Genomic DNA, 24885 nt, shown 5'->3' on the forward strand with positions numbered 1-24885 from the left:
AAAACAAAGAAAATGTCAGATATAAACGAAATTGTAGCCAAACTAAAACAAGGAGAAACAATGCTTTATCCAACAGACACAATTCTTGGACTGGGTTGTGATGCGAAGAATGAGGCTGCAATCGAAAAAATTTATCAGATAAAAAATCGTCCTTCATCAAAATCGTTGATTATTTTGGTTGATTCTCCACGTATGTTACAAAATATTGTTGAGGTGCCAGAATTAGCTTGGGATTTGATTGATTTGAACGAAAAACCTCTTACAATTATTTACGATAATCCAAAAGGTTTACCACAATCGTTAATTGCAGAAGATAATACAATTGCCATTCGAATGACTGATGATTTGTTTTGTAAAAAAATCATCGGGAAATTAGGAGGACCAATTGTGTCTACATCGGCTAATTTATCAGGAGAATCTTCTCCAAAAGTGTTTTCGGAAGTTAATCCTACTATTTTAGAGCGTGTTGACTTTTATCCAGATGAAACAAAAACCTTTGTACCTCAGTTCACTGCATCAACGATAATTAAATTAGGTCTAGATAACGAAGTAAAAGTTATTAGAGAGTAGTTTTTTATTTCAAAACTTATACTTTTGCAGAATGAAAATCTTAGAAGCCGTATCAAATCCAATTTTTAGAAATGTAGCAGAAGTTGCTGATGAAATTAATCAAGAAACTTATGTGGTTGGTGGATTTGTACGCGATTATTTATTGAATCGTGGTCAGAAAAAGGACATCGATTTTGTAACAGTTGGAAATGGAATTTTATTGGCTAAAGAATTGGCTAATAAATTAGGACATACATCACAAGTTTCAGTTTTTAAACGTTTTGGAACAGCAATGTTCAAATATAAAGACACAGATTTGGAATTTGTAGGTGCGCGAAAAGAAAGTTATTCAGAAGATAGTCGAAAACCACATGTTGAAGACGGAACGTTGGAAGACGACCAAAAACGTCGTGATTTTACGATCAATACATTGGCAATTTCGATGAATAAAGAGAATTTTGGCGAATTAATTGATCCTTTTAATGGAGTAGAAGATTTGAATAATAAAATTATCAAAACACCATTAGAGCCGAATGTTACCTATTCTGATGATCCTTTGCGTATGATGCGTGCGATTCGTTTTGCAGCTCAATTGGATTTTGAAATAGAAAAAAAATCTTTTCAGGCAATAATTGATAATGCAGAACGTATTAATATCGTATCTTTTGAACGCGTAATGGATGAGTTTCAGAAAATTATGATGACTGACAAACCTTCGGTCGGATTATTGTTGTTGGAACAATCAGGATTAATGCAACATATTTTACCAGAATTGGTTGCGTTAAAAGGAATCGAAGAGGTTGAAGGTCAGAAACATAAAGATAATTTTTATCATACGTTAGAAGTCGTTGATAATATTTCTGTCAACACAGATAATGTTTGGTTACGTTGGGCAGCGTTGTTGCATGATATTGGAAAAGCTGTAACAAAACGTTTTGATAAAAATGTAGGTTGGACATTTCATTCGCATGAATTTGTTGGATCAAAAATGGTATTAAAATTGTTCAGACGATTAAAATTACCATTAGGACCGCAAGTAAAATATGTTCAGAAGTTAGTCATGATGAGTTCTCGACCAATTGCTGTTGTAACAGACGACGCTACAGATTCGGCATTACGTAGATTATTGTTTGATGCTGGAGAAGATTTCGACGATTTAATTACGCTTTGCAAAGCTGATATTACAACAAAAAATGAACGTAAACAAAAACGTTTCAAACAAAATTTTGAAGTTGTAGAACAAAAAATAAAAGATGTTGAAGAACGTGATAAAGTACGTAATTTTCAACCACCAATTACAGGTGAACAAATAATGGAAATATTTGATATTCAGCCAGGAAAAGAGATTGGAATCTTAAAAAATGCCATCAAAGAAGCAATTTTAGAAGGCGAAGTAGAAAATAATTATAATTCTGCATTAGAATTTGTAATTAATATGGGAAAAGATTTAAATTTGGAACCGAAAAATATTTAGAAAGTGATATATAAAATTCGTGTATTCCTTGATGCAAAAGAGGATGTTTTTAGAGACATAGAAATTAAAGAGAAGCAAACATTATTCACATTGTACAAAGGTATAATTAGTGCTTTTAGTTTACAAGGTGAGGAGTTGGCGTCGTTCTATGAAGTAGATGAAGATGGAAACCAAACAAAAGAAATTCCTTTAGAGGATATGTCTGATGATGGAACTGATGAAACAATGGCTGATTTTTATATCAAAGAAGCTTTTGCTAATCAAGGAGATCGTATGGCTTTTGTATATGATTTTATGGAAATGTGGACATTTGTGGCTGAATTAATTTCTGTAGAAGATAAACCAGCTGTTCTTAATTATCCATTAACGGTTTACCGTTTCGGTTCAATGCCTCTTAAAGCGCCTAAAAAAGACATGATGGTTGATTTAGACGATGAAGAAGATATTGATTTTGCAGAAGATGCTGAATTAAATGATTTACAAATCGACGAAGATTTAGACGTAGACGATTTATAAAAACTACAACTAATCAACTTATATATCAAAAAATCTGAATGGCAACATTCAGATTTTTTTTGTGCTATATATAAACCATTTGATAATTTTTTTACTTCCTCAACCAACCATTTTTCCGTAACTTGCATCTACTGATAAAAGAAAGAATCTATGAAACAGCTACTGTTTTTATTATTAATTTTAACCAATTCGATGCTTATGGCTCAATCCCCAACGATTGATCAAAAGTGGAAGGAAATTGACCAACAAATGCAAAATGGTCAATTCAAATCTATCCAACCAAAAATTGATGAACTTAAAACGTTATCAAAAAAGCAAAATAATCAACAAAGTTATCTGAAAGCTTTGTTTTATGAAGCAAAAATAAAAGTCGCAACTTCTGATGAAACAGATGATGTAAACTTCGTTTTTGATTTGTTTAAAAAGGATTTAGATGAAAAATCAATTGTAAATAATGCGATTGTTTATTCATATTTAGCTGAGTTATATCAATTGTATTACAACGAAAATCGTTGGAAAATCAATAGTCGTACAAATGTCGAAAATCAAGCTACAAATGATGTGAGATTTTGGACAGAAGATACTTTTAAGAAAACAATTAATGATTATTTTTCGAAATCAATTCAACCAAAAAATGAATTAATAAATGCAAAATCTCAAGATTATAAAATGATTTTGAATATTGCAAATGATAAGAAAAATGCGCAACAACAATTTGATTTAACGCCAACATTGTATGATGTTTTAGCAAGAAATTATATCAATTATCTGAATGAGAATGATGAAAAAGATAAAGCAAATCAATTGCTTTCTGATTTAGTTGAGATTAATAAACAAAAAAATAACGAAAATGCTGTTTTGTACAATGAATTGATTTTAATTGATTCAAACCGAGGTTCGACTTCGGTTCAAGAAATTATTAAACAAAAAGAATTTTTAGCAACAAAATATCCAAAAGCATGGTATTCGTCTTATGTGTATGCAACTTTAGCGACAGATTATTATGGTTTGCAAGAAGATAAATTGGCGAACGTAAATAAGATTTTTGAACTACAACAAAAAGTTGCGAAGCTTTATCCAAATTCGGAGGAATTAGAGAATATAAATAATTTAGTTTCGAAGATAAAATCGCAAGAATTAAGTGTACAAGCAGAGCGATATATTAACGAAAATCAGAATACACCAATTCAATTAACGCATAAAAATTTGTCGCAAGTTTTTGTGAGAATTTTCGCTTATAATGAAGGTTTTGATGGAAAAGATAAAATACAAGCGTTAAATGTTTACAACGAAAATAGAATTGCAGAAGCGCAAAAATTTCTGAATAGTTTAAAGGTTGTTGATCAATATGCAATTGATGTTAAATCGTTTGAAGATTATCAAAATCATTCGACAATTGTTAAATTAAATCCACTAAAATCTGGTCGTTATATTGTCCTTTTTTCGAATAATTCTGAATTCAGAATCAACACAAAAGACGATATTGATTATTTAGATGTAATGGTTTCGAAATATGCGATAAATTCTTTAAATGATAAATTGTCGGTTGTGAATCGTGAAACTGGAAAACCAGAAAGTAATGTTGCGGTTGAGTTTTCTAATTTGACAAATTATAATAAAAAGGAAACAAAAACTTTAACATCGGATAAAGATGGAATAATAACAATTCCTTCGGGCTGGAGAAATCTTCAATATCGTGTGAAAGACGAACATACTATTTATTCAACGTATTACTACGATTATGATCGTGATGATGAAGATGATGATTCTTCTGTCAAGATTTTCACAGATCGTGCGATTTATCGTCCTGGACAAACGGTTTATTTCAAAGGAATTTATTATTTATCGAAAGATAAAACTCGAAATATCATTCCAAATTCTAAATTGACGATTGCTTTATATGATGTTAACAATAAAGAGCTTTCTAAAATAGATTTAACAACTAATGAATTTGGATCTGTAAATGGAAGTTTTATTTTGCCAAGTTCTGCTTTAACAGGTAACTTTTCGATCAGAGCTATTAATGAAGACGGTTATTATTCATTCAAAGTGGAAGAATATAAACGTCCAAAATTCAAAGTAGAAATAGAGAAAAATAAAGGTGTTTATAGTTTAAACGACAAGGTAAAAGTAGAAGGAAAGGCGATTGCTTTTTCTGGTGCTAATATCGATAATGCTAAAGTTTCGTATCGTGTTTATCGTCAAGAAATTTTTACATTTTGGCCTTGGTATCGCTCAATTCCAGCAGGTCGTGGAGAACGAGAAGAAATTACGTTTGGAGATACAACAACAGATGCGGAAGGAAAATTTAACTTTGAATTTGTAGCAAAACCAGCTTCGGAGAAAAAGAAAGATGAGGTAAGAACCTACAATTATTTTATTGAAGTAAATGCAACGGATATCAATGGAGAAACGCAATCAGAATCTTCTTCCGTAAAAGTTGGAGACACAAGAATATCGTTAAATATTGCTATTTCTGAGAAAGCTAAAGTAGATGATTTGAAAGCTTTCAAAATTGAAGTGAAAAACTTGAATGATGAAAAATTAGATGGAAAAGGACACGTCGAAATTTATTCGTTAAATGCACCAAAAGAAATAGTTCGTCGTCAAAAATTTACAACAGATTATAATATTTATTCGAAAGAAGAATTCAAAAAAATATTTCCGAATGAACCTTATGGTGACGAAATGAATCCAAAAACGTGGACAACAAATCAAAAGGTTTTTGAAAGTGATTTTGATACAAAAATTTCTGATGAAATTAAATTTAATCAAGCTTCAAATTTAGAAGAAGGTTATTATGTTGTAAAAGGTTTTGTGATGGACGGAACACAAAAAGTGGAAGTGGATAAATTGATTTATGTTTCGAATGAAAAGAAAGCAAATGCAATTAAAACACTTTTAGCAGTTTCGCCTAATAAATTGACTTTCGAACCAAAAGATGTTGCAAAAATTGAGTTCAAATCGGGTTCTAAAAATACATTTGTGTATTATGAAGTAGAGGCGAATCAAACAATTATTGAGAAAGGTTTTTTGGATTTGAGTAAAAAATCTGTAGTCGAAATTCCAATTAAAGAAGAATATCGCGGTGGAATTTATGTGAATTATGCCATGACGAAATTCAATGATGTGCAAACAGGAAGTCTTAATTTGGCAGTTCCGTTTACCAATAAACAACTGAAAGTTACGGCTGAAGTTTTACGTGATAAATTGACGCCAGGTGCAAAAGAAAAATGGCAACTAAAAATTGAAGGACCAAATAAAGATAAAGTTTCAGCTGAGGTTTTAACAAGTATGTACGACGCTTCGTTGGATCAATTTGCGTCAAATTCATTAGATTTTAATGTGTATGATTTTACAAATTCAAGAAGAAATAACCCTTTTAATCTATATCAATTTTATATAACAAATCAATCTCGAGCAATTTATTATCGTACAAATTATGATTTTTATGCAAGAGGAAATGCAGGATTAGACCTTAATTTATTTGATTTTGGTTTCAATCAATATCGCATGAATCGTATGATGATGAAGTCTGTTGCGCCAGGTGTAAAAATAAAAGAAGTATCAGAAAATGAAATTCATGTTGAGGTACAAATGGGGGCTGCTGCTGATGTAAGTTTAGAAGGTTCTGTTGTAACAGCTTTAGGAATTACAAGAGATAAGAAATCGTTAGGTTATTCAACTCAAGCAGGAGAACCTGGAGCTTCTGCAAATGTAACAGTTCGTGGAGTTTCTTCTGCCGAAATTTCAAATGCACTTTATGTTGTAGATGGAGTTGTGTATGATATAATGCCAGAACTTAATTCAGATGATATTCAGTCTATGAATGTATTGAAAGGAGAAGAGGCGACTGCTTTATATGGAGCAAGAGGAGCAAATGGAGTAGTGATTATTACAACTAAAAAAGAGGCAAACGCAACTTTAGATAATGTAAAAGCGCGTACAAATTTAAATGAAACAGCCTTCTTTTATCCAAACTTAAAAACAGATGCAAAAGGAAATATTATTATAGAATTTACTACGCCAGAAAGTTTAACAGAATGGAAATTTATGGCAATTGCACATACGCCAGACCTTAAAACAGGTTATTTGGAGCAAAATGTTCGCACGCAAAAAGACTTGATGGTTGTGCCAAATATGCCACGTTTCTTACGTGAAGGCGATCAAATTTCGGTTTCGTCTAAGATTAATAATTTATCAGATAAGGTATTAAATGGTTCTGCGAAATTGATGTTGTTTGATGCGTTTACCAATCAACCAATTGATGCACAATTCAAATTGACAAATGCAGTTCAGAATTTCTCTGTTGCAAAAGGAAGCTCGGATCAAGTGACGTGGACAATTGATGTTCCGAAAAATGTACAAGCAGTTGTGTATCGTGTGGTGGCTTCGGCTGGAGATTTTTCGGATGGTGAAGAATCGGCTTTACCAATTTTGACAAATCGTATGATGGTGACAGAAACGTTGCCGATTTATGTGAAAGAAGGTCAAAAGAAATCGTTCCAATTTGATAACATGATCAACAATAAATCGACTTCGTTAGATAATTTCAAATTAACATTCGAGATGACAACGAATCCGATTTGGTATGCAGTTTTCTCGTTGCCTTATTTGCGCGAATATCCTTACGAATGTGCAGAGCAAGTGTTCTCGCGTTTATATGGAAATATGATTTCAGAAAAAGTGATCAATTCAAATCCAAAAATTAAAGCTGTTTTTGATGATTGGAACAAAAAAGGTGAATTGAAATCAAAATTACAATTGAACCAAGAATTGAAAAATATCATTTTAGAAGAAACGCCTTGGATGAAAAATGCAGAAAGCGAAGAAGAGCAAATGAAGCAAATTGCAGTTTTATTTGAATTGAATCAAATGCAAACGGAAATGAAATCGGCTTTCCAAAAATTATCGGATAAACAACAATCAAATGGTGGCTTTGCTTGGTTTGACGGTGGTCGTCCAAACGAATATATCACAACGCATATTGTTTCTGGTTTCGGAAATATGAAGAAAATGGATGTGAATTTCAAAGCATTTGAAATAGATGTAAATCCATTAATCAAAAAAGCGATTCAGTTTATTGATGATGAGAATTTAAAACGTTTCAAAGAGTTCAAAAAAGATCAAAAATCATTCAAGGATGTTACGTATTCAGACGGTTTACATTATTTATATGCGCGTTCGTTTTTCTTAGAAGATTATCCGATGTCGAAAGAATTGGAAGAAATGAAAACAGCGATGTTAAAGAATCTAAATGATACAAAATTAGAGTTGTCGTTGCAACAAAAAGCAATGGCTGCAATTGTGATGAATCGTTTTGGAATGCAGTCTGCTGCTAAGATTGTAGTCAATTCGATCAAAGAAAAAGCAGTAGAATCGGATGAAATGGGTATGTATTGGAAAGAAAATCAACCGGGTTGGTTTTGGTATCAAGCGCCTGTAGAAACACAATCGTTGTTAATCGAAGCATTTGACGAGGTAACAAAAGATGAAAAATCTGTCGAAGAAATGAAAGTTTGGTTATTGAAAAATCGTCAAACAAATCAGTGGAATTCGACAAAAGCAACGACAAAAGCGGTTTATGCTTTAATGAATTTCGGAAAATCTTGGATAGATGCAGAGAAAGGAATTGAAGTGAAGATCGGAAATCAAAAAATTGATTTAGATAACAATGCGCAAGCTGGTTCGGGTTATGTAAAAACTTCTTGGAACAAAGAAGAAATTAAACCTGAAATGGGTAAAGTTGAAGTTTCGAAAACTTCTCCAGGTGTTGCTTGGGGAGCGATGTATTGGCAATATTTTGAAGATTTAGATAAAATAAAATCTGCTGAAACTGGAATTAAATTCAACAAGAAATTATTTGTTAAATCGAATTCTGCAAATGGTCCAATTCTGAAAGAAATTACAACGTCAACACCGATAAAAGTTGGTGATATTGTAACTGTTCGATTAGAGATTTCTGTTGATCGCAACATGCAGTTTGTACACATCAAAGATATGCGTGCAAGTGGTTTCGAACCTGTGAATGTACTTTCTGGTTACAAATGGAAAGGCGAATTTGGATATTACGAAAGCACAAGAGATGCTGCAACTAATTTCTTTTCGGATTACATGAGAAAAGGAACATATGTTTTCGAATATGATTTGAAAGCGAATAATGCAGGTAATTTCTCGAACGGAATTACATCGATGCAAAATATGTATGCACCAGAATTGAGTGCGCAAAGTGAAGGAATTCGTGTTGAAATTAAATAGATTTTAACTTGTAAGTTTAATAATAAAGGCAAGATTTTTAATCTTGCCTTTATTTTGGTTAAAAGATACCTAAGAGTTGGTGAACTCTTAAGCAAGAGTTTAGTAATTCCTGCTTAGCTTTCTTTTGATTTATGAGTTGCGTGAGTTACGAGATTAGTGTTTCGAATTTTACACTTTGTAAAACATATTACGTACAACTTAAAACGTTAAGCGTATCACATACAATTCAAGATTTTATTTATCTTTAAAATCAAATAACACTAAATGAAGAAAAGACTTCTACTCAATATTGTACTCATTCCTTTTATCGGATTTGCGCAGCTGCAAACCATTTTTCAATCTAAAATAGATTCGATTTACGAAAAAAATAAAAACGCTGTCGGAATTATTGTTCACGTTGAAGCACCAGAACAAAACATTTCGTGGAGTTATGCAAAAGGAGTTTTGGATATTAAAACCAACGAAATTTTAAACAGCCAACAACCGGTTTTAATCGCAAGTAATACCAAACCTTATGTAGCTGCTGCAATTTTGCGTTTGGTAGAAAAAGGTCAAGTTAGAATTAACCAATCGATCAAGAATTTATTGTCTAAGAAGACTCGTCAATTGCTCGAAAAAGATGGTTATGATTTGAATACGATAACAGTCAAACATTTGTTGTCGCACACTTCTGGAATACAAGATTATGTCGATGATGCGTATTTTGAATTAGTTAATCAGCGACCGCAATATAAATGGACGAAGGAGGAACAAATAAAACGAGCAATGGAAATCGGAAGTCCACAAAAAGTAGGAGAAAAGTTTAGTTACGGTGATATCAATTATTTGCTTTTAGCAGAAATTATTGAACAAAAAACGCGTCAACCATTTTACAAAGTAATTCGAGATTTGTTAAAGTATAAAGAATTAGGTTTGACACAAACGTGGTTTATCGATTTGGAGAAATATCCTTCGAAAACACTTCCGCTTGCGCATCAATATGCAGATAAATACAAGTGGGATTCGTATGATTTAGATCCTTCGTGGGATTTGTATGGTGGTGGTGGAATAGCTTCGACAGCGAAAGAATCGGCTCTGTTTTTTCAGTATTTGTTTGAAGGGAAAATTATTCAGAATAAACAAATTTTGGATTCGATGTCAACATATGTTTTACCTTCGGATCAATCGAAATATTGTTTGGGAATTTATCATTTTGATATGGGATTCAATGCCTATTATCATGGTGGTTGGTGGGGAACAGATGTGATTTATTCGCCAGAAACTAATGCGACAATTACAGTTTTTATCTTGCAAAAAGGGTTTCAACATATCATTAATCCTTTTATTGGAAAAGAATTTCTGAAGTTGTTGATGAAGAAGAGTTAGAATTTTGAATAATTTTCTCATAAGATTTGACATTTTTTTAATTCATTCTAAGTATAAAACTTTCTAAATTTGAGGCATGAAAAAATCAATACTTAGTATATTTTCTGCAATTGTTTTAACGTTCTCAGTTACAGCAAATGCACAAGAAATCGAAGAACAAATCGTAATCGAAAATCGTGTAAATGATGCCAAACAACAAGATAAACCTTATGTTATCTTGATTTCGGCAGATGGTTTTCGTTATGATTATGCTCAAAAACATGAAGCTAAAAATCTATTAGCTTTGGCTAAAAATGGAGTGAAAGCAGATGCCATGTATCCGTCTTTTCCTTCTGTTACATTTCCAAATCATTATACAATTGTAACTGGTTTAACACCTATTCATCATGGTTTGGTAGGAAATAATATGTTAGACAGAGAAGTTGGTGATCGTTATTTATTGGGAAATAGAAATGCAGTTATCAATCCGAAATGGTACGGAGGAACGCCAATCTGGAACCTTGCAGAACAGAACAAAATGTTAGCTGCTTGTTACTATTGGCCAGGTTCGGAAGCGCCTATTAATGGTATGTTCCCAACGTATTCGTACAAGTATTCGGAAAAATCACCAATTGATTACCGTATTCAGCAAGTTGTAAATTGGTTGGAGTTACCAGCTGAAAAACGTCCACATTTAATTACGTTTTATTTTCCGGAAGTAGATCACGCAGGGCATTCTTTTGGTCCTGATGCACCTGAAACAAAGGAAGCTGTACAATTTGTAGATCAATCAATCAAGAAATTGAATGATGAGGTTGCAAAAACAGGTTTGAAAGTGAATTTTGTTTTTGTTTCTGATCATGGAATGACAAGAATTGATGATGAAAATCCATTGAAATTGCCAATTAAAATTGATGAATCAAAAGTACAAGTTGCTTCAAATGGTTCTTATGTAAGTCTTTTTGTAAAAGATAAAAATGATATCGAATCAATTTACAAAGAAATAAAAGCAGTTCAGAATAATACGTTCGAAGTGTATAAAACAACAAATGTCCCATCTAAATATCATTTTGATAAAAAGAATGATCGATACAATCGTATTGGAGATATTATTTTGATTGCACATGCTCCAAACTATTTCTCAAACAAAAATGCACCGAAAGGTTCGCATGGTTTTTATGTAAAAGAAACGCCAGAAATGAAAGCGACTTTTATGGCTTGGGGACCAAATATTAAGTCTGGTAAAGAGATTAAAGTTTTTCCAAATACAGAAATCTATCCAATGCTTGCGAAGATATTAGGTTTACCAATTCAAGAAAAAATTGATGGAACAAATCAATTAGCCAATAAAATTTTGGTGAAATAATTTAGATTTTACTCAAAATACAAAGCCAACTTATTAAGAGTTGGCTTTTTTTGTTATTGAATTTTCATTGACTTATAAGAATTCGTCATTTTGAATTTATTTTTTCTTAAAATTCAGATTTGATATAATAATAGCAAAAATAATAACGGCGATTCCTGTCCATTGTATTGCGAGTACTTGTTCATGTAAAAGCACAAAAGCCATGGTTACTGAAACGGGTAATTCTAACGAAGAAACAATACTTCCCAAACCTAATCCTGTGTGCGGAAAACCTTTGTTTAAAAGAATAGGAGGTAAGACAGTTCCGAAAATTGCCAACGGTAATCCCCAAGTATAAAAAATGCTAAAATTGAATGCATGAATTCCATTTACATCATTTGAAAAGTTGTTGTAAAAGCTCATTAAACCATCAAAGTAATAAGGTCCGATTTGGCTAAAAAACAAAAATAGAGACACAATAATAGAACCTCCAAAAAGCATCCACAAACTTTTTTTATAAGCTGGTAAATAATTGGCTAAACTATTCGATGTAAACATGGTAGTCGTAAAAGAACAAGCTGCTAAAAATCCCCAAAACAATCCTTTAGGATTTAACTCGACTTCTTGGTTGATTAAATTTGTTGCCAAAACAGTTCCAAATAATACCAAAACCATTGCAATTAATTTTTTGGCAGAAGGAAATTGTTTTCCCAAAATACTCTCAACCAAAATACTAATCCAAACCGTTTGCATCAACAATACAATTGCGATTGACACATTGATATATTGTACCGCTAGATAGTAAAATAAACTTGTGAAACCTAACGAAGTTCCAGCAAGAATCAACCTTTTTTTATCTTTTTGTTCAATCTTTGGTAAATCTTTTTTACTCATCATAAATAAGTTGATGATTCCCAAAATCAAAATTCCTAATACAAACTGAGAAGTTGTTACCTCGGCAGTCGTATAGCCTTGATCGTATGCAATTTTTACAAATGTTGCTAACATTCCGTAGAAGCTAGCGCCCATTGCAACGAACAAAACTCCCTTCAAAATACTTTTATTTTCCATAATTTTTTACGCAAAAAAACGGCCTGATTAAATTTAAAATCAAGCCGTGCAAGTTACTTTATTTTTTCTGACTAAAAAAGTCCGTTAATTTCTCCTTCTATTTTATTGAAAATGAATCCTAAATCTTCTTTATTTTCAACAAAATCTAAATTATCCACGTCGATTACCAACACTTTTCCTTCTTTATAATTCGAAATCCACTTGTCGTATTTCTCGTTTAGACGATTCAAATAATCAATACTAATCGAATTTTCGTAATCGCGACCACGTTTCTGAATTTGCGAAACCAATGTAGGAATTGAAGCTTTAAGATAAATCAATAAATCTGGTGCTTCTACAAAACTTGTCATCAAATTAAAAACACGTAAATAGTTGTTATAATCTCTTGTAGACAATAATCCCATATCGTTCAAGTTACTCGCAAAAATATGCGCATCTTCGTAAATTGTACGATCCTGAATAATGTCTTTTCCGCTTTCTCTAATCTCTTTTACTTGATTAAAACGGCTTCCTAAGAAATAAATCTGAAGATTGAACGCCCATTTTTCCATGTCGTTGTAAAAATCATCCAAATACGGATTCATTTCTACATCTTCAAACTGAGCTGTCCAGTTGTATTGTTTTGCTAAAAGGTTTGTTAGAGTAGTTTTACCTGCTCCAATATTTCCGGCTATGGCGATATGCATTTTCCAATTATTTTAACGTTTGCAAATATACTAAAGCTTAATTTTCAAAACAAAATCTAAGCTAGCGACTCATAGAAAAATCTTTTTTTAGAAAAAAATTATTCCGATTGATTTATGAATTTTTATTCAATTATAAATTAAAAATAAATAAGGATTAGTAATTAGTTTTAATTGATTAAATAGTTTATTATTAATTATTTGTATTTAAAATAGTATAAGTGTAAATTTTATTTTCGACCAAAGTATAAAGATTTTTTTCGCTAAACGCAAAACTTTTTACATTTTCTAAATCGATAAAAGTCGTCAAATTTTGATTAACAATATTTTTTGATATTAGTTTATTGTCATTTATATAGAAAATAACATCTTTATAAAAATAAAAAGGTTGCTGATTGGTGTCAAATTCAAAATTAGATTTGAAATTTCCATAATCATCGTAAACATAAATTGTTTTCTGACCTTTTAAATACACCAAATTTTTGTACACATGTATTTTATCGATTGATTGATCATTATACTTCAAATAAATTTGTTTTGATGTCAGAATTGGTTTTTGTAACTGATAATTATAGTAAACAATTTTATTCCCGATTAAATCATAAAACCAACAAAATTGCGTGTCAACAACTTTTAATGCTGCAGGCATAAAATCGTTAGATTTAATCTTTACAATATCCTGAATAGGATTCAAATCTTCGTCTAAAATAGTGAGTTGATTAAAATTTGAATACACATAAGCTCGAAGTGGATTATTGACATCAACTGAAGTAATAATATTTTTGAGATCAATACTTTTGTTCTTTTTCGACTGAAATATTTTTTCAATTCTAGTATCTGAAATCAAATAAATCGAATTATTTAGATCAGTATCAATTGATTTGATTGTTTTATTTTCAATCAAAACTGAATCTTTTAACTCAAACTTTTGAGAAAAAACAGTGATAAATGCAGAAACAAAAATAATTGAAAAAATGGTTTTCATTTACTTGAAAATTACTTCATAACCAAATCTACAAATTGAGAGTAGGATTACCAAAATAAATATGTATCGAATAAATTTATTCCCTTTGTTGATGGCTAATTTTGCTCCAATAAACCTCCTAAAGCGTTGCAAATAGCCATTGGTAAAGCTATTTTCCAGATAATTTGCCCTTTGATTAAAAACAAACAAATCGAACCAAAATTAGTTGCTAAATTGATCAGTTTTGCATTAGTATTAGCTTTCAAAAAATCCATACCAAGAAGTGTTACGAATCCCAAAATAAAGAAAGTTCCAGTTGCAGGACCAATAAAACCATCGTAAAAACCAACTGCAATACTCACAATACAACCATTGATAATCGCAATGTGGTAAGGAATTTTACGCTCGGTTGCTTGTCCAAAATCTTTCTTGAAAATAGTGTAAATGGCTAAAACAATCAAAATGATTAACAAAACAGGCTTCATAAAATCATTATTGATAACCGTTAACAATTGTGATCCTAAAAAAGCAGAAACAAATGCGCATATAGCCATAATCGTGAAAAGTTTCCAATCTATTTTTACCTTTTTTAGATATTGTGAAGTTGCTAAAGCTGTTCCACTAAATGCTGGAATTTTTAGCGTTCCGATTACTGTTGAAACAGGTAAATTAGGTAAAAAAGCAAGTGATAATGGCGTTTGTATTAATCCACCACCACCAACAATAGAGTCGATGAAGCCAGCGCAAAAAGCTGCCATGCATAAATAGAATAAAATCTCGATTTCCAAAACTGAAAAATTTTGGCAAATGTATAAGAGAAATAATAAATAATGAAGGAATTATTAAAAATTGTAGCCACGATGAGACTCGAACTCATACTGTCAGAACCGGAATCTGATATTCTATCCATTAAATTACGCAGCCAAAAGTTTTGCAAATATAGATAAATAGACTATTTGAGTTGAATATTTTGTCTAAAATTTCGGTGTTGGGTTGCGGTAAAATAATCTCTGAAAATTTGATTGATTTCTTCATTTATTTTTGAAGCTTTAATTCCAAGTTGTGGATAAATTTCAATGATAAATTGAGTGATTTTCTCAACAGTTTCTATTCCAAATGAATGAATTTCAGTTTCGATTTCTTCTGAAATAGGAGAATTATTTGTCAATAAATTTTCTATTGTTTTAGCAAATTCAATAGTTTTCGAAGTTGATTTAATAACGAAATTATCAAAATTAGTTTGTTTTTGGTATTGAATAATCTCTAAACTTTTTTCGATAAAATGTTCTGCCATTCCAAGATANNTTTACCAATAAAGTTAAATCAGCAAAAATTCGGAAAGGTATTTTTTCGACCAAATCATCACTATAAAATTCATTATAAATAAAACTATAATCTTGATGAACGATTTCATTTTCTACTTCAAAACTATGAGAAGATGTAGCAACCATTCCCATTGATTTCCAAGTTGAAATTAATTTAACTTGAGATTTATTTAAAATAAATGACAAAAACTTTGGTTCACCATTTTCATCCAATATCTCTTTTCCATTTTCGATTATTTTCGCATTTAATGTAAAATGAGTGAGGTAAGGAGCGCCAGTTGCATAATGCCACAAACCGTTTATGATATATTTATTTCCAACTTTTTCAGCAGTTCCTCCAAGCATTCCGCTTCCTCCAAAACACGTTTTTTGTGAAGAAAATAAATTAGAAGCAACATCAGATTTTAGATTTCGAGAAAAATAATTTGCACCACTACAAAGCGTTACAAACCAACCTAAACTTCCGTCAATTTTAGCAACAGATTGTAAAACTTTTAATCCTTTAGAAAAATGTAAACCAAGTCCATTGTATTGCTTAGGAACCCAAATATTCAACCAATTTTGAGTATAAATATGATCGAGAACTACTTGATTAAACGATTCTTTATTCAATAATTCTTGTCGAAGTTTGGGAATATCAAGCATTATTTTCATTCAAAATTTTTCTCCAATTAAAATATCCAGAAATTGCTACGCAAAATAAAATCAACGATAAAATAGCGTATAAATACAAATCTTTGTGAATCATTAATGGAATTGAAATAATGTTACTAATATTCAATAAAATCCAATTTTCGAGTTTACGTTTTGCCATTAACCACATACCTGCCCATGCAAATGCGCTTACAACTGAATCCCAAATAGGAACGTCAGAATCGGTGAAATGTGTGAGTGCTAAATAAAAAATGGTAAAACTGCTTAAGACAATTCCTGTGACAATTCCCCATTCTTTTTTGTTGGTTTTCGTAATTTCAATTTCTTGTTTTTGTTGTCCAAATTTCCAATATAACCAACCATAAATGCTCATCACTAAATAATAAATATTAAGTGTGAATTCGGCATATAGCTTAGAATTGAACATAACGAAAAGCGATAATGTAATTCCTGCAATTCCAAATAAATAATTTTTTGGATTATTGAATCTCGCCAATACGACTTGAAAAATAGAAAATGTGACACCTAGCCATTCAAGCCAAGTTGTGTGTAAAATAATTTCCTTCATCATAATTTGTTTTGATGAGGAGATAGAAGTTATTGCTAACATCAATTCCTCCGCCAGCATTATCTGGATCAGGTATAGAACAAAATTGTTCTTGGGTATATTCTCAGCTTTTTAGCACCCCATTGAAAGACAAAGATGAAAAGTTTTGATGAGTTTTCCTAATTAATAATCAAAAAAGCTTTCTCANNTGAGAAAGCTTTTTTGATTATTGTATTTTTTATATCAAACCAAATTGCTTGAAATGATGTGTAAAATGTTTTTTATGAAATGTTTTCCAATCTTCGTATCCAATATCATTTAAAACAGGATTGACAATTTTAGCATCAGGATTTTCTGTGAAATATGAATTGAATTTATCAATTTCTTGTTCTAATTTTTCTATTGCAGCTTCTAAAGAATGGTAACGTAAATCTAGTAAACCTTCCATTCCATTTGCTTTTATCCCCTTTTGCATTTCATGATCAGATTCTAATAAAAAGGATTTGTATTAGGGTATTTGCTCTGCAGGAATTCGACAAGGTACTGTTAAACCTCCATTTGAAATTTTAGTGGTTACAATCAAATGTTCAACCATATGTTGGGGTGTCATAATTCCCCATTCTGGCTGTTGATCTACTTTTAAACTTTTTAGTTTAGAAATAAGACTGGCTTTATCTTCAAAATTTAAAAACATATTTTTTCTGTGAAGTTAGTTAGTCGTATAATAATAATCAATAAAATTCAAGATTTATTTTGTTAATTGTTCAAGCCTTTTTATATAAGCGTCTACAAAATTCTGAATGAAACTTGTTGTGGTTATAGAGTTCTAATTGTCCAATCTTAATAACTTTAAGGGTATATCCTTCGGTTGTCATTTTAATTAAGTTCTTTGAAATCTTTCTAGAATTTGCTTCTTTTCATAGACTTCCCATAAAAGTCCAATTGTTTTTTGAGTTTAGTTATCTGATTTCATTTTAAGAAAGTTTATGTAAAAATTTTCAATGAATTAATTATCATTTTTAATGAATATCGTATAAGAAAAATGTAAATTAGTATTGTATTAAATGAAACAAATGATAAATATTCAGCCCAATTTAGAAAATGATTTAGTAGAACTTCAACCGCTCAACGATAATGATTTTGAAGCGCTTTATTTAGCTGCTTCAGACCCGAAAGTTTGGGAACAGCACCCAAATAAAAATCGTTGGAAAAGAGATGTTTTTATGAATTTTTTCGAAGGTGCAATTCAAAGTAAAGGTGCTTTCAAGATTATTGATAAACAGACAAATCAAGTTGTTGGTAGCTCTCGTTTTTACGATTATGATGAGCAAGATTCATCTATTTTGGTTGGTTATACGTTTTATTCGACGAATTGTTGGGGAAAAGGTTTTAATCCGTCTGTTAAGAAATTAATGTTTGATTATATTTTTCAGTTTGTTGACAAAATTTATTTACATGTTGGCGCTGATAATGTACGTTCGCAAATTGCAGTAGAGCGTTTGGGTTGTAAAAAAGTGAAAGAAGAACAAATTGAATATTTTGGAGAAGAGCCAAAGTTAAATTTTATTTATCAGTTGAATAAAGTTGACTGGTTTAAGTAATTGATAATTAAAACTATTTTTTGAGGACAGATTTTTTATGTCCTTTTTTTGAAAAAAAACTTAAAAATATGATTATGTTTTTCGTAATAAAATATACTTTTACTGAAGTTTTCATAATAATGAATGAGTAATATTACATTAAACCCAATTTATGAAAAGATTATTGATGACTTATCAAATCAAAAATACTCTATTTCAGACTTTTTTTTCTCAACAGAGGAAACAAAGCAACTTCGCGAAGCTATAATTCGAAAAGAAAATAAAAAAGATTTTCATCAAGCTGCTGTCGGAAGTTCGGTTAACGAACAAATTATAAAATCAATCAGAGGCGATAAAATCAGATGGATTGATGAAGAAAATAAAACAGAAACGGAAGAAATTTTTTTCTCAAAAATCAATGATTTTATTGACTATCTCAATTTAACATGCTACATGGGCATTGAGGAAAGTGAATTTCATTACGCTATTTATCCCGAAGGGACATTTTACCAAAAACATGTTGATGCTTTTAAGAATGATGATAGACGCACACTTTCTATTGTATTGTATTTGAATGATGAAGAGTGGAAAGATGAATTTGGCGGACAATTGACCTTGTATTTGGCAGATGAAAATAAGGCTGAAAAAGAATTAGATATTTTACCTCTTGCTGGTCGTTTGGCTGTTTTTGATAGTAAAACTATTCCGCACGAAGTAAAAACTGTTAATCGACCAAGATATAGTATCACAGGTTGGTTGAAAACCAGAGGAAATATTTTGACATATTTGTAATAAAATCTGTAGTTGCTTCGAGATTTCAATTTCTATTTACATTAGATAAATATTGGCATAAATTTGAACGATTTAGACAATAAGAATCAAAAAAACTCAACCAATTGGTTGAGTTTTTTTGATATGTTATTAAAAATATAATTAAGCTTCAAAGAATTCTGCTACATAACGTTCTGCGTCTAATGCAGCAGCACAACCAGATCCAGCAGCAGTAATTGCTTGTCTGTAAACAGAATCTTGCACATCACCAGCAGCAAAAACACCTGCTACATTTGTTTTGTACGAACGATCTTGCGTGATTAAATATCCCGTTTCGTCCATATCCAATTTCCCTTGGAATAATTCTGTATTTGGTTTATGTCCAATCGCGATAAAAACTCCATCAACGATTAATTCTTTTTCTTCGTTTGTAACATTGTTGATGATTTTCGCTTTTTCAACAACATTGTTTCCTTCCAAACCAATTAATTCGTGGTTATATAAAACCTCTAAATTATGTGTATTTGCAACACGATCTTGCATCGCTTTAGACGCGCGCATTTCCTCTTTACGAACCAATAAATAAACCTTGTTACAAAGTTTTGATAAGTAAGTTGCTTCTTCAGCAGCGGTATCACCACCACCAACTACCGCAACATCTTTACCGCGGTAAAAGAAACCATCGCAAGTTGCACAAGCTGAAACTCCGCTACCAGCGTATTTAGTTTCATCATCTAAACCTAAATATTTCGCAGTTGCACCTGTCGAAATAATAATAGAACGAGCTTGGTAAGTTCCATTGTTCGATTTTACAGTATGTACATCACCTTCTTTTTCTCCAAAAGTTACTTCCGTTACATATTCGTATTTTATTTCAGTTCCAAAACGCTCTGCTTGTTTTTGTAAATCAGCCATCAATTCTGGTCCTGTAACTGCTTCTGGATAACCTGGGAAATTCTCAACATCTGTAGTTGTTGTTAATTGTCCACCTGGCTCCATACCAGTTAGAATCAAAGGATTCATGTTCGCGCGTGCAGCATAAATTCCCGCTGTATAACCCGCAGGTCCAGATCCTATTATGATAACATCTCTTACGTTATTTTCCATTGTGTTGTTTTATTTTTTACAAATTTAGTATTTCTTATTTATTTTTTTCAATTCTATAAATAGATGAAAATTATAGATTCATAATTTTATACACTAATTCAATCAATAATTGGCTTGGCGTCACATTTCCAGTAGTTCCAACACCTTTTCCTTTCAAATCATATTCACGTATAAATGAGATAATTCTCGTAGCTTTTTTTAGCGGATAATTACTCGCAGCTGTCATCATTCCTTGTACAAAGTAGGGATTAATTCCTAATACTTTTGCCAAATTTTGCTTCGATTTATCTGGCGTAACATGTATTTGAATGATATTTGTAAACAGATTGAAAATTGTTGTGATCGAAACGACGTACGGATTATCCTTCGGATTTTTCTCGAAATATTTAATGATTTTGAATGCTTTCTCGATGTTCTTCGTTTCGATTGCATTGCGAAGTTCAAAAACATTATAATCTTTACTAATCCCAATATGTTCCTCAATATGATTTGGTGTGATGGTTTTATCTGCACCAACAATTGTAAAGAGTTTTTCTAATTCATTATTCAATCGAGATAAATCAGCTCCTACATATTCCGTCAACAGAAATTTTGCTTTTGGTTCAATCTTAAATTGATTAGCTGCAACTTTTTGTTCTATCCAAGCAGGTAACTCGCTTTCATAAATCTTTTTGAATTCATGGTAATACCCTTTTTCATTCAGAACTTTATAGATTTTCTTGCGTTTATCAAGTGAATTTCCTTTGTAATTGATGATTAAAACCGTAGAATCTTGTATTTGACTTGCATACATTTCCAACTGATCTATCGAACGGCTAAGATGTTGTGCTTCTTTTACAATCACTACAGATTTTTCTGCACCCATCGGGTATTGACGCGCCATTCCAATCAATTGTCCAACCTCTACATCTTGTCCGTAAACTATTGTTTGGTTAAAACCTTTTTCTTCTTCTGGTAAAATATTCGCTTCCAATAAATCAGTTACCTGATCGATGAAAAACGGCTCATCGCCCGCCAAGAAGTAAATCGGTTTATAGTTTTTGTTTTTTATATCTTTGATCAAAGATTCTACAGGACTCATACAATGACTGAATTAGTACAATTAAATTTTTCCGAAAAATACCAAATAAGATTGAAACAAGCCCAAGATAAATTGTATATCTTTTGTTTGATTCGAAAAAAATGGTTGATCTATACGCCCGAAGAATGGGTTAGGCAACACGTTCTGAATTATTTAATCAACGATTTGGGTTATTCAACTTCGGCTATTGCATTAGAAGTTGCAATTGATATTACAGGAATGCGAAAACGTGCAGATATTGTCGTTTATCAGCAAGAAAAACCATTTATTATGGTGGAATGTAAAGCGCCGCATATTGCAATTTCGCAAGCAACTTTTGATCAAATAGCGCGTTACAACATTGTGTTAGGTTCTCAATTGTTGATGGTAACAAATGGTTTGAATCATTTTTATTGTATGATGGATTTTGTTCAAAAAAGATATAACTTCTTGAAAGAGTTGCCGAAGAAAGGATAATTTGAAAATGAGCTAATGTGTTGATGTGAAAATTTGTCAATTCGAGCGATTTTAATGGATCTTGAGTACGTTTCAAACGTAGCTGACACGTCCCGAACGTAGTCGACGTGGTTCTGAAGCAAGCTGAGTACGTTCCGAAGTAAGCTAGCTTTGTATTTTAGTAAGCTGATGAGGTTTTGCACCTAGTTGATTACATCCAGAACTTAGCTGACCACGTAATGGACGTCAAATTTTGGGTTAGATAACCTCGTTTTCTTGGTTCGTAACCAAGCCAGCTTGGTAAAAGACACCGTCAGCTTAGTAAATAACCCTATCAGTTTGGTTGTGGACGTGGTTGAGATACTTGAGATAGTAAAAATTTAAAAAACTTTGAAATTATGAAAACTTGTCAAATATTTAAGATTGATAACAAATTTATAATTGTAACATTATATAGATTAGAATCTTGGTCATATATTTCAAGTGAACCAATATTTATTTTACCTGATGATATTGATATTAAAATATTGTTAACAGAAGTGTTTGAATCACTTGAAAATAGTAGAGATATTTCAGAAAAAGAGGAAAATGAAATGTGGTTAGGACATGATTTATTAAAACTATTAAAAGTAAAATCGTTCTCTAAATTATATAAAGAATCAGTTGCCTGTATAGTTTCGTTGAATGAAAAGAACATTGAAGTAACACCTTATGAATTTTATTTTAAAACAAAAGGGTTGAGTGAAAAAATTGAAGATAGATTTATTGTAGAAATTGATAATATCAAATCACTTATTGAATATTTTTCTAATTATTTTAAATAACAACAAAAGCCACTCGCAGAGTGGCTTTTACATTACTAAAAAATATCTAAAGAATTAATTGTTTTATAACCAAGTTACAACGCCTGAATCTACACAGTAGTTTGCACCTATTATCTTGATTTTCCCTTCTTTTTCTAAGGTATTCAAGGTTGTACTTTGGTTACGAATATCTTCTATTGTTTGTATAACGTTTTGGTGATTTAATCTTTCTAATAAATCTGCATTTTTAGAAGAGCGTTCTTCACCTTCTTGAATGATTTCGTCGATAATTGGATTGAAATGATCAACCAAATGACACAAATTATTCATTCCAGTTTTGTGAATTGCTTCAGCGTCTAATCCGCCTTTCAAAGCGCCACATTTAGAGTGTCCTAAGACAACAATCAATTTAGAACCAGCTACATTTGTTCCAAATTCCATTGAACCTAAAATATCTTGATTAACGAAATTACCAGCAATTCGTACACTAAAAATATCTCCTAAACCTTGATCGAAAATAAGTTCCGCAGAAGTACGGCTATCAATACAGCTCAAAACAACCGCAAACGGCCATTGTCCCTCTCTTGTGTCATTCACTTGTGAAAGTAAATCTCTGTTCGCTTTTAAATTTTGAACAAATCTTGCATTTCCTTCTTTTAAAAATTCTAACGCTTTATCTGGAGTTGTTGTTGCTTGAGTTTCTGATGTATGTGCTTTCATTATATTTAATTTTATTGTGTGTGTTTTAATTTTTATATGTTTTTTACAGATTAATGAGCTCCGGCAACCAATACGTAACCAAAAAACTCTCTGAATGATGGGGGATTATCGACTGTTCCACGTTCGGAAATTAGTCGAATATTAATGTTATTATTTTTTGCTTTGACTTTAAATTCATCTAAATATTCAATAATATCATAATCTAAAATTCGTGTTTTACGAACATCTAATTCAAGATTAGAACCAGGTTTCAAACCATCTAATTCTTTTACAATTGCGCCACGGTTTACAAACGTTACCTCCTCAGCAAAATTCATATGGAAAACATTTCCTTCTTTCACCAACATTACGTGCGAGTTATTGTAAGATTTGATTAACGAAACCACTACACCAACAATAAGACCAATGATGATACCCTTTAATAAATCTGTTGCCAAAATTGCAATAACTGTTACTGCGAAAGGAATTAACTGATCTTTTCCTAATTTTTTCATATCCAAGAATTGTTTCGGATTACCTAATTTGTAACCAATAACCAATAGAATAGAGGCTAAAACCGCATTTGGAATTAAATTTAAAAACATTGGAATAGAGATCACACTCACTAATAATAAAACACCGTGCGTAATTGTAGAAAGTTTTGTAAGTCCGCCACTCATTGCATTTGCAGATGAACGTACAATAACTTGCGTAACAGGTAAACCTCCAATTAAACCAGCTAAAGAGTTTCCGACACCTTGTGCAATCAATTCTCGATTTGTAGGTGTTTGACGCTTTAAAGGATCTAATTTATCAGTTGCTTCTACAGATAATAAAGTTTCTAATGATGCTACAATTGCGATGGTAAATGCAACTTGCCAAACCATAGGATTTGTTAATCCAGAGGCGAAATCGGGCATAGTAAATTGTCCTAAGAAATCTGAAACACTTTCAGGAACAGGAACTTTTACTAATAAATTGTGGTCGATAGAAAATACTTCGTGATTGGTATCACCAATTGTAACTTGGTACAAAATACCCACTAATACAGCTACTAATGATCCAGGTAATAATTTGAAAAAGTTTGATTTTTTTCCTAAAATATTGTCCCAAACAATCAAGATAAATAAAGAGATTGCTGTAATAATAATCGCTCCTGGCGTGATAAAATCTAAACTAAAATTACTAAAACTAAATGTTTCTGTATATCCTAACGCTAACGGAATTTGTTTCAAGAAAATTGAAATACCAATCGCGCACAACATTCCTTTAATCACCGAAGATGGAAAGTAATAACCAATAACTCCAGCCTTTAGAATACCTAGTAATATCTGAAAAATTCCGGCGATAACAACCGCGACTAAAAATAGTTCGTAAGCACCCAAATCTGTAATAGCAGTTAATACAATAACGACCAAACCAGCAGCTGGACCAGAAACACCAATTTGAGATTTAGAAATAAGACCAACAACAATTCCTCCTACAATTCCCGCAATAATTCCGGCAAATAAAGGCGCACCACTGGCCAACGCAACACCTAAACATAAAGGCAATGCAACGAAAAAGACAACAATACTCGCAGGTATGTCCTTTTTCCAATTTTGAAAAAGATTCATAATAGTTTTAAAATGAATTATTTAATAATTTGAAATGATAAAAATAAATTTGCTGTCCATTCA

Annotated in this window: 21 protein-coding genes, 1 tRNA gene and 1 pseudogene; 10 read left to right on the forward strand and 13 right to left on the reverse strand. The window is 31.5% G+C overall.

Annotation, left to right across the window (positions count from 1 at the left end):
• The first annotated feature begins 12 nt into the window (after nucleotides 1-12).
• The 6 genes from B4L98_RS05630 (at nucleotide 13) to B4L98_RS05655 (ending at nucleotide 11507) form a co-directional block, all read left to right on the forward strand.
• On the forward strand, nucleotides 13-570 hold the full coding sequence (locus B4L98_RS05630) for an L-threonylcarbamoyladenylate synthase (protein WP_286496134.1): 558 nt from the start codon (nucleotides 13-15) through the stop codon (nucleotides 568-570).
• A gap of 31 nt (nucleotides 571-601) precedes the next feature.
• Nucleotides 602-2023, forward strand: coding sequence for a CCA tRNA nucleotidyltransferase (locus B4L98_RS05635; RefSeq protein WP_286496136.1), 1422 nt, complete (start codon nucleotides 602-604; stop codon nucleotides 2021-2023).
• 3 nt (nucleotides 2024-2026) lie between these two features.
• Nucleotides 2027-2539, forward strand: a complete 513-nt coding sequence (locus tag B4L98_RS05640) for an IS1096 element passenger TnpR family protein (RefSeq protein ID WP_038333549.1) — start codon at nucleotides 2027-2029, stop codon at nucleotides 2537-2539.
• Nucleotides 2540-2689: 150 nt separating this feature from the next.
• Nucleotides 2690-8797, forward strand: a complete 6108-nt coding sequence (locus tag B4L98_RS05645) for an alpha-2-macroglobulin family protein (protein ID WP_291077724.1) — start codon at nucleotides 2690-2692, stop codon at nucleotides 8795-8797.
• 264 nt (nucleotides 8798-9061) lie between these two features.
• On the forward strand, nucleotides 9062-10162 hold the full coding sequence (locus tag B4L98_RS05650; protein ID WP_286496138.1) for a serine hydrolase domain-containing protein: 1101 nt from the start codon (nucleotides 9062-9064) through the stop codon (nucleotides 10160-10162).
• A 76-nt stretch (nucleotides 10163-10238) separates the two neighbouring features.
• Entirely contained in the window at nucleotides 10239-11507 is a 1269-nt protein-coding gene (locus B4L98_RS05655) for an ectonucleotide pyrophosphatase/phosphodiesterase (RefSeq protein ID WP_219034738.1), read from the forward strand.
• A 96-nt stretch (nucleotides 11508-11603) separates the two neighbouring features.
• On the opposite strand, the gene B4L98_RS05660 is transcribed toward B4L98_RS05655, so the two are convergent.
• The 9 genes and pseudogenes from B4L98_RS05660 to B4L98_RS05700 all read right to left on the reverse strand — a co-directional run bounded on the left by B4L98_RS05660 (nucleotide 11604) and on the right by B4L98_RS05700 (nucleotide 17424).
• On the reverse strand, nucleotides 11604-12557 hold the full coding sequence (locus B4L98_RS05660; protein WP_219034739.1) for an EamA family transporter: 954 nt from the start codon (nucleotides 12555-12557) through the stop codon (nucleotides 11604-11606).
• Between the two features lie 71 nt (nucleotides 12558-12628).
• Nucleotides 12629-13243 (reverse strand): deoxynucleoside kinase, encoded by a 615-nt coding sequence (locus B4L98_RS05665; protein ID WP_038333632.1) that lies wholly within the window; start codon nucleotides 13241-13243, stop codon nucleotides 12629-12631.
• Nucleotides 13244-13433: 190 nt separating this feature from the next.
• Complete coding sequence (locus tag B4L98_RS05670) at nucleotides 13434-14225, reverse strand: hypothetical protein (protein WP_221854784.1); 792 nt, start codon at nucleotides 14223-14225, stop codon at nucleotides 13434-13436.
• Nucleotides 14226-14992, reverse strand: a pseudogene (locus B4L98_RS05675) (sulfite exporter TauE/SafE family protein).
• Nucleotides 14993-15056: 64 nt separating this feature from the next.
• Nucleotides 15057-15128 (reverse strand) — tRNA-Arg (locus B4L98_RS05680).
• Nucleotides 15129-15156: 28 nt separating this feature from the next.
• Nucleotides 15157-15498 carry a hypothetical protein gene (locus tag B4L98_RS05685; RefSeq protein WP_291077727.1) on the reverse strand — a complete coding sequence of 114 codons (342 nt, stop codon included), beginning with the start codon at nucleotides 15496-15498 and terminating at the stop codon, nucleotides 15157-15159.
• Between the two features lie 668 nt (nucleotides 15499-16166).
• Nucleotides 16167-16754, reverse strand: coding sequence for a nicotinamide riboside transporter PnuC (pnuC, locus tag B4L98_RS05690; RefSeq protein WP_291077764.1), 588 nt, complete (start codon nucleotides 16752-16754; stop codon nucleotides 16167-16169).
• A 214-nt stretch (nucleotides 16755-16968) separates the two neighbouring features.
• The gene (locus tag B4L98_RS05695; RefSeq protein ID WP_291077729.1) at nucleotides 16969-17205 is read right to left on the reverse strand and encodes a hypothetical protein; all 237 of its coding nucleotides are present in this window, start codon (nucleotides 17203-17205) and stop codon (nucleotides 16969-16971) included.
• Between the two features lie 33 nt (nucleotides 17206-17238).
• Nucleotides 17239-17424, reverse strand: coding sequence for a hypothetical protein (locus B4L98_RS05700; protein WP_291077731.1), 186 nt, complete (start codon nucleotides 17422-17424; stop codon nucleotides 17239-17241).
• A gap of 370 nt (nucleotides 17425-17794) precedes the next feature.
• Between B4L98_RS05700 and B4L98_RS05705 the strand changes: the two genes are divergently transcribed.
• On the forward strand, nucleotides 17795-18331 hold the full coding sequence (locus B4L98_RS05705) for a GNAT family N-acetyltransferase (protein WP_306822322.1): 537 nt from the start codon (nucleotides 17795-17797) through the stop codon (nucleotides 18329-18331).
• A gap of 123 nt (nucleotides 18332-18454) precedes the next feature.
• On the forward strand, nucleotides 18455-19102 hold the full coding sequence (locus B4L98_RS05710) for a 2OG-Fe(II) oxygenase (protein ID WP_219034743.1): 648 nt from the start codon (nucleotides 18455-18457) through the stop codon (nucleotides 19100-19102).
• A gap of 141 nt (nucleotides 19103-19243) precedes the next feature.
• Here the strand turns inward: B4L98_RS05710 and trxB are convergent, their stop codons facing one another.
• Nucleotides 19244-20188, reverse strand: coding sequence for a thioredoxin-disulfide reductase (trxB, locus tag B4L98_RS05715; protein ID WP_221854545.1), 945 nt, complete (start codon nucleotides 20186-20188; stop codon nucleotides 19244-19246).
• 70 nt (nucleotides 20189-20258) lie between these two features.
• Entirely contained in the window at nucleotides 20259-21269 is a 1011-nt protein-coding gene (holA, locus tag B4L98_RS05720; RefSeq protein ID WP_291077733.1) for a DNA polymerase III subunit delta, read from the reverse strand.
• Nucleotides 21270-21272: 3 nt separating this feature from the next.
• Here holA and B4L98_RS05725 point away from each other — a divergent pair, with 3 nt between their 5' ends.
• Together B4L98_RS05725 and B4L98_RS05730 are read left to right on the forward strand one after the other, a co-directional pair.
• Nucleotides 21273-21725: a type I restriction enzyme HsdR N-terminal domain-containing protein gene (locus tag B4L98_RS05725; protein ID WP_291077735.1), complete on the forward strand. Its 453-nt coding sequence runs from the start codon at nucleotides 21273-21275 to the stop codon at nucleotides 21723-21725.
• Between the two features lie 377 nt (nucleotides 21726-22102).
• Complete coding sequence (locus tag B4L98_RS05730) at nucleotides 22103-22528, forward strand: hypothetical protein (RefSeq protein ID WP_291077737.1); 426 nt, start codon at nucleotides 22103-22105, stop codon at nucleotides 22526-22528.
• Nucleotides 22529-22591: 63 nt separating this feature from the next.
• Here the strand turns inward: B4L98_RS05730 and B4L98_RS05735 are convergent, their stop codons facing one another.
• Both B4L98_RS05735 and B4L98_RS05740 read right to left on the reverse strand, forming a co-directional pair.
• On the reverse strand, nucleotides 22592-23227 hold the full coding sequence (locus tag B4L98_RS05735) for a carbonic anhydrase (protein ID WP_125350207.1): 636 nt from the start codon (nucleotides 23225-23227) through the stop codon (nucleotides 22592-22594).
• A gap of 50 nt (nucleotides 23228-23277) precedes the next feature.
• On the reverse strand, nucleotides 23278-24822 hold the full coding sequence (locus tag B4L98_RS05740; RefSeq protein ID WP_038333625.1) for a SulP family inorganic anion transporter: 1545 nt from the start codon (nucleotides 24820-24822) through the stop codon (nucleotides 23278-23280).
• Between the last annotated feature and the right edge of the window lie 63 nt (nucleotides 24823-24885).

The organism is Empedobacter sp. UBA5528 (genome assembly GCF_002426075.1).
Lineage (GTDB): Bacteria > Bacteroidota > Bacteroidia > Flavobacteriales > Weeksellaceae > Empedobacter > Empedobacter falsenii_B.

What these genes read in the sequence shown, in the direction of transcription:
- B4L98_RS05645 (WP_291077724.1), top strand. Translation starts at nt 2,690, where the DNA reads ATGAAACAGCTACTGTTTTTATTATTAATTTTAACCAATTCGATGCTT.
- B4L98_RS05635 (WP_286496136.1), top strand. Translation starts at nt 602, where the DNA reads ATGAAAATCTTAGAAGCCGTATCAAATCCAATTTTTAGAAATGTAGCA.
- B4L98_RS05660 (WP_219034739.1), bottom strand. Translation starts at nt 12,557, where the DNA reads ATGGAAAATAAAAGTATTTTGAAGGGAGTTTTGTTCGTTGCAATGGGC.
- B4L98_RS05655 (WP_219034738.1), top strand. Translation starts at nt 10,239, where the DNA reads ATGAAAAAATCAATACTTAGTATATTTTCTGCAATTGTTTTAACGTTC.
- B4L98_RS05665 (WP_038333632.1), bottom strand. Translation starts at nt 13,243, where the DNA reads ATGCATATCGCCATAGCCGGAAATATTGGAGCAGGTAAAACTACTCTA.
- B4L98_RS05700 (WP_291077731.1), bottom strand. Translation starts at nt 17,424, where the DNA reads ATGTTTTTAAATTTTGAAGATAAAGCCAGTCTTATTTCTAAACTAAAA.
- B4L98_RS05695 (WP_291077729.1), bottom strand. Translation starts at nt 17,205, where the DNA reads ATGCAAAAGGGGATAAAAGCAAATGGAATGGAAGGTTTACTAGATTTA.
- B4L98_RS05710 (WP_219034743.1), top strand. Translation starts at nt 18,455, where the DNA reads ATGAGTAATATTACATTAAACCCAATTTATGAAAAGATTATTGATGAC.
- B4L98_RS05630 (WP_286496134.1), top strand. Translation starts at nt 13, where the DNA reads ATGTCAGATATAAACGAAATTGTAGCCAAACTAAAACAAGGAGAAACA.
- B4L98_RS05735 (WP_125350207.1), bottom strand. Translation starts at nt 23,227, where the DNA reads ATGAAAGCACATACATCAGAAACTCAAGCAACAACAACTCCAGATAAA.
- B4L98_RS05730 (WP_291077737.1), top strand. Translation starts at nt 22,103, where the DNA reads ATGAAAACTTGTCAAATATTTAAGATTGATAACAAATTTATAATTGTA.
- B4L98_RS05740 (WP_038333625.1), bottom strand. Translation starts at nt 24,822, where the DNA reads ATGAATCTTTTTCAAAATTGGAAAAAGGACATACCTGCGAGTATTGTT.
- B4L98_RS05705 (WP_306822322.1), top strand. Translation starts at nt 17,795, where the DNA reads ATGAAACAAATGATAAATATTCAGCCCAATTTAGAAAATGATTTAGTA.
- trxB (WP_221854545.1), bottom strand. Translation starts at nt 20,188, where the DNA reads ATGGAAAATAACGTAAGAGATGTTATCATAATAGGATCTGGACCTGCG.
- B4L98_RS05725 (WP_291077735.1), top strand. Translation starts at nt 21,273, where the DNA reads ATGACTGAATTAGTACAATTAAATTTTTCCGAAAAATACCAAATAAGA.
- B4L98_RS05670 (WP_221854784.1), bottom strand. Translation starts at nt 14,225, where the DNA reads ATGAAAACCATTTTTTCAATTATTTTTGTTTCTGCATTTATCACTGTT.
- B4L98_RS05650 (WP_286496138.1), top strand. Translation starts at nt 9,062, where the DNA reads ATGAAGAAAAGACTTCTACTCAATATTGTACTCATTCCTTTTATCGGA.
- pnuC (WP_291077764.1), bottom strand. Translation starts at nt 16,754, where the DNA reads ATGATGAAGGAAATTATTTTACACACAACTTGGCTTGAATGGCTAGGT.
- holA (WP_291077733.1), bottom strand. Translation starts at nt 21,269, where the DNA reads ATGAGTCCTGTAGAATCTTTGATCAAAGATATAAAAAACAAAAACTAT.
- B4L98_RS05685 (WP_291077727.1), bottom strand. Translation starts at nt 15,498, where the DNA reads ATGGCAGAACATTTTATCGAAAAAAGTTTAGAGATTATTCAATACCAA.